Here is a 13,614-nt window from a genome sequence, read left to right on the forward strand (position 1 = left end):
GCTCCCAGCCCACGCCTTCGATCGGCTGGCCCGCGCCGAATTGCGCGGCCAGAATTACCCCCGCCAGCCCCGCCAGCCCACCCGAAGCCAAATAGGCCAGAAAGGTCACGCGGTCGGCAGGCAGGCCCATCAGGCGGCTGGCATCCTCATTGCCGCCAATCGCCAGAACGGTGCGTCCGGTGCTTGTCAGGTTCAGCACCACCGACCCCGCCGCATAGGCGATGATCGCCATGATTGCCGGAACCGGAAAGCCCAGAAGATTGCCTTGGCCAAGCGCGGTAAAGCCGCTTTCATAGGACACCGATACCGATTGATTGCCCGCAAACAGCAGGCCAGCACCGCTCGCCGCCAGCATGGTCGCAAGCGTGGCAATAAACGGCATGATCCGCAACCGCGTCACGATCACCCCGTTCAACACCCCTACCGCCAGCCCCGCGCCAAGACCCGCCAGCAGGCCCGGCACAGCACCATAGGGGCTTGCATAGGCGGCAATCACGCTGGACATAGCGGCAGTGGAGCCAACCGAAAGATCAATCCCGCCGGTCATGATCACAAAGCACATACCGAGAGACACCATCGCAAACATCGAATTGTAACGCAGCACGCTGAGCACATTGAAGCTGCCCAGAAAGTAGTCATAGCGCAGCCAGCCGAACAGGATCAGCGCCGCCAAAGCCATAACCACGCCGTAACTTGCCATCAATTTGCCAACGGGTTTCATTGTGCCGCCCTCCCGCGTTGTTGCAGCCAGACCGCAAGGATGATGATCGCGGCTTTCACCACCAAAGCCGCAGCATCCGGTACGCCATTTGCCAAAAGCGTATAACGCACCAGTTGGATGGTCAGAGCGCCGATCAAGGTGCCGAACACGGTCGCGCGCCCACCGCTGAGCAGGTTGCCACCAACTGCGACAGCGGCAATCGCGTCCAACTCCATCCCAAGGCCGACAAGGTTGGCGTCACTGGCCGAATTGATGGCAATCACCACCAGCCCCGCGACCCCGGCGAGGAAGCCCGAAATCGCATAGACCGCTATCTTGATGCGCCTTGTGCTGATCCCTGACAAGCGCGCGGCCTTTTCATTGCCGCCAACCGCCAACAGTTGCCGACCAAACAGGCTGCGCCTTAAAATCCACACGGCCAGCGCAACGAAAACCAGCATCAGGATCACCTGCACCGGAATGCCCAATACGCGGCCAAGGCCGATGAATTGAAACTCCGGCACCTTGAACACTTGCAGATTGCCGTTGGTGATAACCTGCGCCACGCCGCGCCCGGCGATGAACAGGACCAGCGTGGCAACAATGGGTTGGATGCGGTAGCGCGCAATCAAAAAGCCGTTGAACGCGCCCAGAATGGTTGTCGCCACCACGGCCACCAACATCGCAAGCGCCACAGCCACATAGATATTGCCGATTGCCACGATCTTGCCCATGAACACCATCGGCGCCAAAGCCCCCGCAATCGCCATCAGAGAGCCAACCGACAGGTCAATCCCGCCAGTCGCGATCACCAGTGTCATCCCCACCGCGACAATCACAATGGTCGCCACCTGCGTCAGATTGACATTCAGCGTTTGCAACGTGGCAAAATTCGGGGTTATCAAAAGGTTGAGCAGGATCAGCAAGCCAAGGGCCGCCAGCGTGCCATAGCGACGCAGAAAATCGTTCACCTGCTCAGCCATGCGCGTCCCCTTCGGCCATCGCGGCGAGCACGGCAGATTCGCTGCGCTGCTCGGCGGTCAGATGCACGACGCTATGACCATCGCGGAGCACGAACACGCTGTCGGCCCCCTCGATCACCTCCTCAAGTTCCGAGGAGATCATCAGCACCGCCAGCCCCTGATCGGCCAGTTCGCGGATCAGGCGCTGAATCTCATCCTTGGCGCCCACGTCAATTCCGCGTGTCGGTTCATCCAAAATCAGCAGACGCGGCGACATCGCCAGCCAGCGTGCCAACAAGACCTTTTGCTGGTTGCCGCCCGACAACTCTCGGATTTTTTGCCCCGGCCCCGTGCATTTGATCCCCAGTTTTTGAATAAACCCTGCGACAATCTCTCGCTGCCGGGCTTCATCGACAATGCCAGAACGCGACAGCGCCGGCATCAAGGCCAACATCATATTGTCCGCCACACTCATATCCGGCACAATACCTTCGACTTTGCGATCCTCGGTGCAAAAGCCCAGACCTGCGGCGATGGCGTCGGCGGGTTGCCGCGGTCGATGCGCTGCCCCCGCGATGGTCATTTTGCCTGCGGTGGCGGGATCAATGCCAAAGATCATCCGCGCGGTTTCCGTGCGCCCTGATCCGAGCAAGCCTGCAAGCCCGGCTATCTCGCCCTGCCGAACGTCGAGCGAAACGGTTTTCACCGAATGACCATTGCTCAACCCCTGCACTGACAGCACCACGGCTCCCGCCGCGTGAGCGGGTGCGCCGAACCCGGTCGTCCGCCCCGCACTGCGCGCCACATCGCGGCCAAGCATTGTGGACACCAGTTCCAGCTTGTCCACTTCGGCCATTGAGCCGGTTTTCACGGTGCGCCCATCGCGCATGATGGTGACACGATCGCAGACGGCATATAGCTCATCGAGCCGGTGGCTGACAAAAATCACCGAAACTCCATCCGATTTGAGGCCCCGGATCACCTGAAACAGCACTTCGGTTTCGCGTTCGTCCAGCGATGAGGTTGGCTCGTCCATAATCACCAGCCGCGCGGAGAATCCGATGGCGCGGGCGATGGCGATCATTTGCTGAGTTGCCGTGCTATAGCTGCCAACCGGGCGGGTCATGTCAATGGCGATGCCAAACCGGGCCAGAAGCTGTGTCGCCTCCACCTGCATTGCATGCCAATCCAACAGACCAAAACGCCGCTGTTCACGCCCGAGACAGATGTTTTCGGTTACCGAAAGCATCGGCACCAGATTGACCTCCTGATAGATGGTACTGATGCCTGCGGCCTGTGCCGCTTTGGGCGATGCAGGGGTGAAATCGTCGCCTTGGTATCGGGTTCGCCCGCTGTCCTTGGTGTAATATCCGGTGAGGATCTTGATCAGCGTTGATTTACCGGCACCGTTCTGCCCGATCAGGGCATGAACCTCCCCCGCGTCGACGGTCAGCGACGCTTCGGTAAGCGCAGGCGTGCCGCCGAAATGCTTTGAGATGTTTTGCATCGACAGAAGGGGTGTCGTCATCGGCTACCCTACGCAGAATTTTCATCTCTGCCCGCCGGTATAATGTCGGCGGGCAGGAAATTTAATCGCGGGTCCATGCGGCCAAGTATCGGAAACCACACGGCAGGAACCAGCATGTTTCGGTGATTATGACCCGATCAGTAGGCCGCCGCCAAGCTCTCTTTCGCGTTGGTTGCGTCATAGAAGCGGTCAGGGTTGATCAGCTTGCCGGGAATCGTATCGCCAGCCGCATAGGCAACCGCGGTGTCATAGGCTTTGGGGCCAAACAGCGGGCTACATTCGCAAGCGGCAGCCACTTTCCCGTCAATGATCAGTTGTACGATCTCTTTTCCGCCGTCAATGGACAGGATCAAGATATCCTTGCCCGGCACTTTGCCCGCAGCTTCAATCGCGGAAATCGCGCCAATCGCCATTTCGTCGTTATGGGCATAGATGACATCGGCATCGGGATGCGCTTGCAGCAGGGTTTCAGCGACCTGACGCCCCTTGTCGCGGGCAAAATCACCGGACTGTGAGGCAAGGATGGTAAAGCCGGAATTGGCGGCAATCACATCGTCAAAACCTTTTTTGCGGTCATTGGCGGGTGACGAACCGGTGGTGCCTTCCAACTCAAGAATTTTGGATTTTCCATTGGCGTTCGCCACCAGCCAATCGCCGACGCGTTTGCCTTCCTCGATAAAGTCGGAACCGATGAACGTAACGTAATCCACACCGGGCTTGGCAAGGGTTGCGTCAACGCTGCGGTCCAGCAGGATGACCGGAATACCCGCATCACGGGCGGCAAAAATCGCCGGAATCAACGGCTTTTCTTCACGCGGGGCGAGGAAAATCAGATCAACGCCTTGCGCGATCATGGAGTTGACATCGGAAACCTGCTTGGCTGCCGAACCTGCGGCATCGGTGTAAACCAACTGCCAGCCGCGCTTTGCGGCCTCATCCTGCATCGAGGCGGTTTGGGCCAAACGCCAAGGATTGTTGCTTTCGGTCTGGGCGAAGCCAACCTTGTAGGTTTCCTTCTTCGCCAGTTTTGGCAGATCAGCAAAAGCAGCCTGCGCGAAGGCAGAGGCAGCAGCGGCTCCCGCCGCGGTAATAATGAAATGACGGCGCGATAAAGTCATCTGAAGCTCCTCCCAAGAGTCATTCGTGTGATCGACCTGCAAAGCCTGCATCGTTAATAATTATTAGTCAATCTAAATTTATGATTATCAATTGCACATTCCCCTGCCCCCGTGCATCGTGCCTGTGGGATGGATTCCCGCAAACTTGGTGCGGTCCCTCTCGCAACGGGTTTGAGTTCTGAAGGAAGCAGATTGGCGTCGGATGTTGCGAAAATTACCCCGACCGAGCCGCAGCTTGGCCGCACAAAGGGTCAGCGCCGTGTCACGATGACGGATGTGGCCACGGCTGCGGGATGTTCTCAGGCGACGGTTTCCTTTGTGCTGAATTCCACTGCTGGAGTCAAAATCTCGGAAGATACGCGCCTTCGTGTGATCGAGGCGGCGCGCAGTTTAGGCTATGCCGCACCAAGTTTCGCGCATATCCAGCCCAACGCCCCGCTTGGCCCCGCCACAGATACGCAGCCATACCGAACCGTCGCGTTTGTTGTGGATCAACTCGCCACCAGCCCGGAGGCCGTCGTCGCCATCGACGGTGCGCGCCAAGGGACATGGGCGGCGGGCGATGTCATCTTGGTTGCGCAAACCATGAACGCACCGGAAATGGAGGAGAAAACCATTCGCGCGCTGGTAGAAAATGGCGCGGATGCCTTGGTCTATATGACGATTTTCACACGCAAGGTTCACTTGCCTCAATTCATCCAGAATTTGACCATCCCCGTTGCGCTGTTGAATTGTTACACCGACGATCACCGGTTCCCTTCTGCTGTCCCAAGCGAAATCGCCGGCGGGCAGACCGCGACGCAACACCTGATCGACCATGGCCACCGACGCATCGGCCATATCACCGGTGAGCCGTGGATGGAGGCCGCGCGCGACCGGCTGAAAGGCTACCGCCGCGCGCTTGCTGCTGCCGATATCGGCTTTGACCCTGCCTTGGTGATCGAGGGAAACTGGTCGGCCAATACCGGTTTCGAGGCCACGCAAAAGCTGCTGGCGCTTGACGATCCGCCCACCGCGATCTTTTGCCAGAACGACCGGATGGCGGTTGGCTGCTATGAGGCGTTGAAAGAGGCGGGTATTCGAATTCCGCAGGATGTATCTGTGGTTGGCTATGACGACGAGGAAATTTCGCTGCATTTGCACCCGCAACTGACGACGCTGATCCTGCCTCACCGCACCATGGGCCAATGGGCGGTTGCGCAACGCGGGCTTGGCGATGGTCAACGATACCCAATTCTCAAGGTTGATTGCCCCTTGGTCCGACGCAGTTCTGTTGCCAAACGCGCCGGGTAGGGCAAGGCCGGCATTTCTCCCCAATCCGGACGCGAGCGACCGAACACCAAATCCGCCGCTGCTCAATGCTCCGGCGGCGGAACGCTTGCGGGTGCCGCGCGTTTTGGGGCGCGCAGGAAAAAGACGATAGGGAAAGCTGCAATCGTAAAGAACAGCATCAGCAGGAAGTTGTCGACATAAGCGATCATTGCGGCCTGTTGGCTTACCAATCCGTCGATCCGCGCCACCATCACCGGGTTTGCGGATAAAAGACCGGGCACCAGATGGGCGACCTGCGGCGCGTCGGCGGTTAGCCGTGAGGCCAGCTCTTCATGGTTCACGCTGATCATCCGCGCGAGAACGGTCGTCACGATGGAAATACCGACGCCCGAGCCGACATTGCGCACAAGACTGAAAAGCGAAGTCGCGTCGCCGCGAAAACTGGACGCCAGCGTAGCAAAAGTGACGGTTGAAAGCGGGACAAAAACGAAGCCCAGCCCAAAGCCCTGTATCAGCCCCGAAATGATGATCGGCTGGCGGTCCATGCTGATGTCAAACCCCGACATCATCCACAGTGACCACGCCGTCATCCCCAACCCGAAGCTGATCAGGAGCCGGGGGTCGAAACGCGACACCAGCCGTCCTACAACAATCATCGACAGCATCGTGCCAACTCCGCGCGGGGCCATGACAATGCCGGTGGTAATGACCGGATATCCCAGCAGATTTTGTAAAAGCGGCGGCAAAAGTGCCAGCCCCGAGAACAGCGTAAGCCCGATGATGAAAATGAATATCAGGCCCATTGAGAAGTTGCGATCCGCAAAGATCTTGAAGTCGATAAACGGGTCGCTGGCGGTCCAGCAGTGGACCATGAACACCCAGAACCCGGTGATTGAAAGGCCGAGGTAAAGCCATATCTCAGCGGATTGGAACCAGTCTACGGTTTGGCCCCGGTCCAGCAGAAGTTGCAACGCCCCGACCGCCATCGCCAGCATCGCGAAACCGAAGAAATCAAACCGACGCTGCTTCAACGCGTTTTTGGGCAAGAACACAACTACGCCCGTCAGCGCCAACAGACCGACAGGAAGGTTGATCAGAAAGACAAACCGCCAGTTGAAGGATTCGGTCAACCAACCGCCAAGGGTTGGGCCGATGATCGGGCCGACCATGATGCCCGCGCCATAAATCGCCATGGCCTGCCCGATCTTCTCACGCGGGTTGATGTCAAGGATAACGGCTTGGGCCAACGGAACCAACACCGCGCCGAAAATGCCCTGAATGATACGAAAAATGACCATTTCCGGCAGGCTGCCTGCGATGCCACACGCCAAAGATGCCGAGGTGAATCCGGCGATGGCAACCGCAAAGACCGCCTGTCGCCCAAAGCGGTCCGTCACCCAACCCGTCACCGGAGTCGCGATGGCCGACGCGACAATGTAGGAGGTCAGAACCCAGGTGATCTCATCCTGTGCGGCCCCCAGACTGGCAGCCATGTGCGGCAATGCGACATTGGCAATCGTGGTATCGAGCACCTGCATGATTGTCGCCAGCATGATTGTTGCGGTCAGCCAACCGGGATGTGCGACCACCAGTGCCGGTTTGGACAGGCCGGGCGCCGCGCTCATTTCAGTTTGTCTAGGCGCGAGAATCCGGTGTCAATCGACACATTCGCGCTCATCCCGTCGCGCAGGGGATGGTTGGCGTTGGGCAGAACGCTGACGCGCACCGACAGCCGTTGCACGACCTTCACCCAGTTTCCGGTGGCGTTTTGCGCAGGGATCAAAGCGAATTGCGACCCGGTTGCCGCACCTATGCTTTCAACAGTGCCATGCAACGAAACCCCCGGATAGGCGTCGATCTCAACCTCAACCGGTTGGCCGATTTGCAAGTTTTCCAGCTGGGTTTCCTTGTAATTCGCTTCGATCCAGGTGTTGGCGGTCTCGACGATGCTGGCCACGCTGACGCCGGGCGTTACATAGTGGCCGATATTCAGGCTTTCGATCTGGCTGACGTTGCCCGCGACCGGTGCAACCACGTCTACCATGGAAAGATCGCGTTCCGCAGCGGCGCGTCGTGCGATTGCGGCACGAACGCCGGGGAATGTGTCGGTCTCGACCCCGGGATCACCGCCGAGCGCCGCCGCCGCGGAGGCGACACCGGCCTGCGCCAGTTTCACATTGCTGTCGGCAGTATAGACCGCCGTTGTCGCTTCGTCCAATGCGGCGGCTGACGCGATGCCGCGTCCTGCAAGCGTTTGTTGGCGCTCAAATTCGCGGCTGTGAACATCCTTGATATGCTCGGCGGCGGCGAGCGTCGCCTGCGCGGTGGCATAACCCGCGCGCAACTGCCCGACCGAGAGCCGCGCGGCAGCCAAGGCGGCATCAGCCTCGTCCAGTGCAATTCGGAATGGCACCGGATCAATCTGAAAGATCCGGGCACCGGCTGCAATTGCCTGATTTTCCGTTACATCGACCTTGATGATGCGACCCGACACATCTGGCGAAATGCTTACGATCGGTTGATGCACATAGGCGTTGTCGGTGCTCACATAGCGACCGCCGGTCAGCCAGACATAGCCCCCGGCAAGCATCAGAAGCAGCGGGACGGACAGCATCAAAGCGCGCGTTCGGCGTTTGGACGGCTTGCGTATCTCCGGCGGGGCAGGTTTGGCGTCAGCTTCCATCGCAATGACTGCATCCGGCGGCGTGGATGCGCGCGCAGCAGGTTCCTCCACTGCGTCCACGCGCTTCGTGGGGGCATTCATCGGGCATCGTCCTTGTGTTCAGTTGCAGCGATTTCGAGATTGGTCACGATCTGTTGCAAAGATCGGGTCAGCCCCTCAAGATCCGCTGGCGATATCCCCTGCAATGCCGTTGCATATGCATCGTTGGCAATGGCGTGCATGTCCGCAACGATCGGCCCGGCGGCATCGGCAATCCGGATGAGCTTTGCGCGTCGGTCCGACGGATCGCTCTCGCGCCGCACCAGCCCATCAGCTTCAAGCCGGTCAATGATATCGCTCATCGTCATTTGGCTTGCTTCGACCCGCGCAGCCAGCGCAGTCTGGGATATTCCGTCACTGCGATGCAGCGCCCCCAGGGTTCGCCACTGCATCAGCGACAATCGGTGCCCTCGTGCGCGCCTTTCGAACTCGCTCTTTATCAAGCGGGCAGCGTCGTGGAGCATGAGACCCAGATTTTGCACTATTCCCTTCCTCCACTTATCTACGCGACGATATAATATGGCACCGTAGAGTATCAAAGAGGGAAAATGGCCGGACTCAATTCAACTTAGCGCGATGCGCGCCTATCCTCGCGAAAGGGGTCATCATACACGCACACATCAAATCCAAAATTCAACTGTCATGCGAGAAACCTCAGAACATTCCCAAATATTTGTCACCAAGCAGCCATCGCGCGGATTTCTCAGCGATGAAATTCTCAGCCGGGCAACGGGCACCGCCATGGCGACGAATGTTCGGCCCGAAGCGCATCCCGCGAAACAACTGCGTTCAGAACCAGATCGATTCATCCTATGCAGCAGATGCCGGGATCGAACCGTTAACGTCAGACTTGAAACCGCCGGTTCTGGTGGCGGGCCGCTTGGACAGCACGAAGCAATGCAGTTTCCAGATTGAATTGTTGCCGCCATCCCGTTCTTTCTTGTAACAGGGTCGAATCCCCGTAACAGACGTGATCGGCGCGTAACCCATCAGAATCGGGTTGGGAATGCCAGGCAACACCGACGCTCCCGCATATGATGTCTAGAACCTCGGAAATCTTTGTCGGCCTGCCCGTCGCGATATTCAACACATCGCCCTTCACGCCATGTGTGGCCATCGCTATCAATGCATCTGCGGCATCTGAGATATGCATGAAATCACGCACATCGCCGCAGTGACCCACCTCCAGCCGCCCGTTTTTCGCGGCCAGTGCTCGCTCGATAAACACGCGCGGAACCATGTGTGGGGGTTGCCCCTCGCCGATAAGATTGAACACGATCCCTGTTTGTACGTCGCATCCACGTTGCACGCACGCTGCCACCGCAAGATCCAGCGAAAGCAGCTTTGCCCGTCCGTAAGCACTTGTAGGAAGCATCGGATCCGTTTCGCGGGTCGCACGGTGCTGTGCGGCACCATCACCATAAACGGCGGCGGAACCTGCCAGAACCAAGCGCGGCGGTTGTGGCACACGGTCCAATGCGTCGAGCCACCCCTGCGTCAGCACCGTGTTTTCCGCAAAATCGGGATTGCTCGGACCTGGCACCACACCGGCAGCATCAATGGCCATGTCAGGGGTGGTGCGGGCGATAACCGCTGCCAAAGCAAGTGGATCGCGCAAATCCACGTCGGACCGGGTCAGCGCCGTTACCCGCAATCCTTGCGCCTGAGCCTGCGTCACCACGGCCCGGCCCAGAAAACCGGATGCACCAGTAACGATCAAATGGCCGCCACTAGGATGAATTCGCTTCATTCGCCTGCTCCTTGGTGTTGTTGCTTTTGGTCAGGCAGCAATGCAACGTCATCTCTCGCGGCCCCCGACTCCACGCGCTTGCTGCCCGGCGTGCGGCTGTGGACCACCGTCAGCTTCCAACGGAACACGCGGACGACCTGCCGACCGCCGCGAAGAAAGACTTGCATCATTCGCAACTGAATCCTAACATATATTAATAAAAAATTAGCGACTGCATTGAGGCAGGACAGCTCGGGTTGGGCATGCTTATTTAGCCTAGACGACGACGGATTGAGTAGTTGCCCGCATTTATTTTTTGGGCACTGAAATTGTTTTTTTGAGCGGCCAAATGGTCGTTGGGTTCGGTTTTTGTTGAATCCCATCAGATTTTTGTGCTGCTCCGGACTGCTGCTGGAGAATTTTGGAATGATGAGAAAGATTGTGATTACCGGGGGGGCCGGTTTCATTGCGTCCCACATGACTGACCATTTTTGTATGCAATATCCGACGGCTGAAATCGTGGTTATCGACCGAATCAGCTATGCGGCGCGGCGCGAGCATCTGGACGAATCCGTGGCATCGGGTCAGGTCAGGCTGGTCGAAGGGTCACTGTTGAACCCTGCCCTGCTCAAGGCCAATCTGCGCAACACTGATCTTGTGATTCACGCAGCGGCGGAGTCGCATGTCGACAATTCCTACCGGAATGTGAAGCCATTTCTGCGCTCGAACATTGAGGGAACGGTCAATCTGCTCCAGGCGGCAGTCGACTGCGACATCGGCCAATTCCTGCATATCAGCACAGATGAAGTTTATGGCGACTGCCGCGAGATGGACGCAACGGCGAAGACCCTGCTGAACCCGACGAATCCCTATTCTGCGTCCAAAGCGGCGGCAGAGATGTTCGTGAAATGCTTCGCGCAATCCTTTGGCCTGCCAGTTCGCATCACGCGGGCGAACAACATTTATGGAACCCGTCAGTATCCCGAAAAACTGATCCCGAAGTTGATCTGCGATGCCTTGCTGGGAAACACCTTCACCATTCACGGGACGGGCGCGACAAAACGATCTTTTCTGCATGTCGAAGATTTTTGTCATGCGGCATCGGCAATTCTTGCGAAGGGAAAGGACAATGAAGTCTACAACATCCCGGCATCGCGCGAATATTCCGTGCTGGAGGTGATCAACCTCGTTGCGGATAGCATCGGGATCGCCAAAGAGACGTTTGTGCGCCACGGTGTCGACCGGCCGCATAATGACAGTCGCTATGGCATGCGTGGCAACAAGATGATGGCGCTTGGCTGGGAACCGAAGCGCCACCTGCCCGATGATATTGCCGGAATCGTTGACTGGTATCGCGCCAATCTGCATCTGTACCAGGCAGATTTTGAACCGATGGTGATGGATGTGCGGTCGGGTTCTGACCGCAGGATGCCAAACCACTTGTGGCAATCAAACAGAAATGCTGCAAGGCTGGCGGTTCAGGCGAACGACTAGTCATGTGGCATGTCCGGGTCAAGAAGCGGGCGCCTGCTGCGCACAGCGTTGTATTGTGCAAGCGCAGGTGTCGCAAAGGCGAGCCGGGTTTCGCGTTCCATAGCATCGTGACGCAATCCCATGAAGCGGCCAAGGGCCATCTGTTCGCCGCTCGATTGGTGCGGCGGAAGGGCATTGCGGTGGGGCAGACATGTAACCCCCGTCATCAAACCGCTTTCGCCAGCGATCCGCAGCGTCGCTGGCGTGGCGCCGCCGTTGGGGTATGCGATGACCTGCGGGGCATTGCCCGTAACACGGGCCAGAAAATCTTGGCTACCAGCGATTTCCCGACGCTGATCAGCTTCCGGGAGGATAGACAGGATGGCATGGTTCTGGGTGTGATTCCCGATTTCCACCAACGGATCACGCGCAAAAGCAGAGAGTTCCGGCGCTGTCATCGGGCGGTCCAAATCTCCGCAGGGGCGAAAAGCAGTCTCACCAAAATCGGCGATCAAGGTTGCGCGGATGGCGGCGGGTGGGCATGCCTTCAACGCCTCTCGGCGTGCGGCGAGCGCTTGGATACTTTGGTTACGTCTGCGCCCCTCGCGATAAAGGACATCCCACCAGAAGGCGTCGCCGCTGGCGACGGCCCCCGAAGTGATGAAAAAGGTCGCAGGAACCGAGTGCTTGCGCAGAATCGGCAGGGCGCCAAGGTTGTTGGCGTAACCGTCATCAAAGGTCAGCCAGATCGCCGTGCCGCTATCGGCCCGGCCCCCGGTTGCCAGTCGATCAAGGTCGCGACCGCAGATAAAGCGAAGCCCCGCCGCGCGTGCGCTTGTGATCAGCCGGTCCAAATCGCAGCAGGTGAAGGGTTGATAGGGATCGACCGTACCATCACCATCCGCGCCGTCGTCCGGCATCAGCCCGTGGAACCCAAGGATCGCCACACCGCTTTGGGCAGGACGCATGATATGGGCGAGACCAAGATCAATCGCCTTTACAAGCCGTCGCATGTCACCTCCCCGTCGATTTCAGCCGTTGGAATGAATGTCGCCAGACCCCCTTTTCGGGGTTACTCTATTGCGGTGGCTTCTGCCAGTCCTTGCACGGTGCTGCACGATGAAATCCAGATGGGAAAGGCCTGATCACATGAGCACTCAGCCAATCGTTTCTGTCATCATACCAACATACAATGCCGCGCACTGGCTGGCTGAGGCGGTGCAATCAGCGCTTGACCAGACCTGTGACAACATCGAGGTTCTGGTCTTCGACAACGCCTCGACTGACGCCACCCCGGAGGTGATGGCGGGGTTCACCGATCCGCGCTGTGTCTATGTCCGTGCGGCGCTGAATGTCGGGATGGCAGGCAATATCACGCGGGGGATCAAGGCGGCGAAAGGTCGCTTTTTCATGGTCCTCGGCGCAGACGATATTCTGGAACCGGGTTTCCTTGCTGCGGCGGTCGCAAGGCTGAAGGCGGAGCCTGCGGCCAAACTGCTACATGGACGCGCAATCTGGATTGACGGCGACGGGAATCGTGTCGGGGTGATGGGCGGCGATTGGCCTGCGCGAAGTTCTGGCGATGAGGCATTCCTGCGCTGCTTTACCGAAGGCTTCTGCTTTTCAACCATGATCATGCACACAGCACCCGTCAAGACTCTGGGTGCGATGGATGAACAATGGGGCCTGCTTTCGGACACCTGGCTGTTTCTGAAAATGTCGCTGCAAGGGGATGTGCTGTTCATGAACGAACCGCTGGCCCGGTACCGGGTGCATGAAAACAGCGTGTCGTTTGAGCTATATGCCGACGGCAAAATGTTTGATGACCATCTTGCCGGGTTGGAACAAGCCTTTGCCTGGCCAGAAGCGCAGCACCTTCAGCCTGAGATGCGGCAAGCGCGTCTGGCGGTGGCGCAACAGGCGCTCGATACACTTCACATGACGCGGTTGGGCAGCGGTTTTGCCGGAATATGCCGCAAGACCCTGATGATCGTCAGGGCAGAGCCGCATATTCTTTTGCGTCCCAAGGCGTGGGCGCGCTTTGGCTTCGCGGCACTTCCTGCCAGCGCGATACGGACAATGCGCAACGCACGCAGGGTTGCGCGCCGTC

The 13,614-nt window shown here is 58.6% G+C and carries 13 protein-coding genes; 3 read left to right on the forward strand and 10 right to left on the reverse strand.

The genetic code is table 11. From position 1 onward, the window contains the following. From L0H65_RS05345 to L0H65_RS05360, 4 genes are all read right to left on the reverse strand, one after another. A partial coding sequence (locus tag L0H65_RS05345) for an ABC transporter permease (RefSeq protein ID WP_301457803.1) occupies positions 1-721 on the reverse strand: 721 nt, incomplete at its 3' end. Beyond that, a complete protein-coding gene (locus tag L0H65_RS05350) occupies positions 718-1,683 on the reverse strand; it encodes an ABC transporter permease (protein ID WP_301457804.1) in 966 nt (321 codons plus the stop codon). The genes L0H65_RS05350 and L0H65_RS05345, both read right to left, overlap by 4 nt. After that, entirely contained in the window at positions 1,676-3,190 is a 1,515-nt protein-coding gene (locus L0H65_RS05355) for a sugar ABC transporter ATP-binding protein (RefSeq protein ID WP_301457805.1), read from the reverse strand. Before L0H65_RS05355 ends, L0H65_RS05350 begins: the two co-directional genes overlap by 8 nt. A 137-nt stretch (positions 3,191-3,327) precedes the next feature. Then, positions 3,328-4,308: an ABC transporter substrate-binding protein gene (locus tag L0H65_RS05360; protein WP_301457806.1), complete on the reverse strand. Its 981-nt coding sequence runs from the start codon at positions 4,306-4,308 to the stop codon at positions 3,328-3,330. 192 nt (positions 4,309-4,500) lie between these two features. Here L0H65_RS05360 and L0H65_RS05365 point away from each other — a divergent pair, with 192 nt between their 5' ends. After that, entirely contained in the window at positions 4,501-5,601 is a 1,101-nt protein-coding gene (locus L0H65_RS05365) for a LacI family DNA-binding transcriptional regulator (RefSeq protein ID WP_301457807.1), read from the forward strand. Between the two features lie 62 nt (positions 5,602-5,663). Here the strand turns inward: L0H65_RS05365 and L0H65_RS05370 are convergent, their stop codons facing one another. The 5 genes from L0H65_RS05370 to L0H65_RS05390 all read right to left on the reverse strand — a co-directional run bounded on the left by L0H65_RS05370 (position 5,664) and on the right by L0H65_RS05390 (position 10,510). After that, positions 5,664-7,205 (reverse strand): DHA2 family efflux MFS transporter permease subunit, encoded by a 1,542-nt coding sequence (locus L0H65_RS05370; protein WP_301457808.1) that lies wholly within the window; start codon positions 7,203-7,205, stop codon positions 5,664-5,666. Beyond that, positions 7,202-8,344 (reverse strand): HlyD family secretion protein, encoded by a 1,143-nt coding sequence (locus L0H65_RS05375; protein WP_301457809.1) that lies wholly within the window; start codon positions 8,342-8,344, stop codon positions 7,202-7,204. Before L0H65_RS05375 ends, L0H65_RS05370 begins: the two co-directional genes overlap by 4 nt. Next, a complete protein-coding gene (locus L0H65_RS05380; RefSeq protein ID WP_301457810.1) occupies positions 8,341-8,784 on the reverse strand; it encodes a MarR family winged helix-turn-helix transcriptional regulator in 444 nt (147 codons plus the stop codon). The genes L0H65_RS05375 and L0H65_RS05380 overlap by 4 nt, the downstream gene beginning before the upstream one ends. Positions 8,785-9,146: 362 nt before the next feature. Continuing rightward, entirely contained in the window at positions 9,147-10,052 is a 906-nt protein-coding gene (locus tag L0H65_RS05385; protein ID WP_301457811.1) for an NAD(P)-dependent oxidoreductase, read from the reverse strand. Beyond that, positions 10,049-10,510 carry a hypothetical protein gene (locus tag L0H65_RS05390; protein ID WP_301457812.1) on the reverse strand — a complete coding sequence of 154 codons (462 nt, stop codon included), beginning with the start codon at positions 10,508-10,510 and terminating at the stop codon, positions 10,049-10,051. Before L0H65_RS05390 ends, L0H65_RS05385 begins: the two co-directional genes overlap by 4 nt. On the opposite strand from L0H65_RS05390, the gene L0H65_RS05395 reads away from it, so the two are divergent. Further along, entirely contained in the window at positions 10,509-11,525 is a 1,017-nt protein-coding gene (locus L0H65_RS05395; protein ID WP_301457813.1) for an NAD-dependent epimerase/dehydratase family protein, read from the forward strand. The two genes, L0H65_RS05390 and L0H65_RS05395, sit on opposite strands and share 2 nt — an antisense overlap. On the opposite strand, the gene L0H65_RS05400 is transcribed toward L0H65_RS05395, so the two are convergent. Further along, complete coding sequence (locus L0H65_RS05400; RefSeq protein WP_301457814.1) at positions 11,522-12,517, reverse strand: polysaccharide deacetylase family protein; 996 nt, start codon at positions 12,515-12,517, stop codon at positions 11,522-11,524. The genes L0H65_RS05395 and L0H65_RS05400 overlap by 4 nt on opposite strands. Positions 12,518-12,653: 136 nt before the next feature. On the opposite strand from L0H65_RS05400, the gene L0H65_RS05405 reads away from it, so the two are divergent. After that, positions 12,654-13,614 (forward strand): glycosyltransferase (locus tag L0H65_RS05405; protein ID WP_301457815.1); only part of this gene is annotated, 961 nt, incomplete at its 3' end.

The organism is Pseudorhodobacter sp. (assembly GCF_030452865.1).
Classification (GTDB): Bacteria; Pseudomonadota; Alphaproteobacteria; order Rhodobacterales; family Rhodobacteraceae; genus Pseudorhodobacter.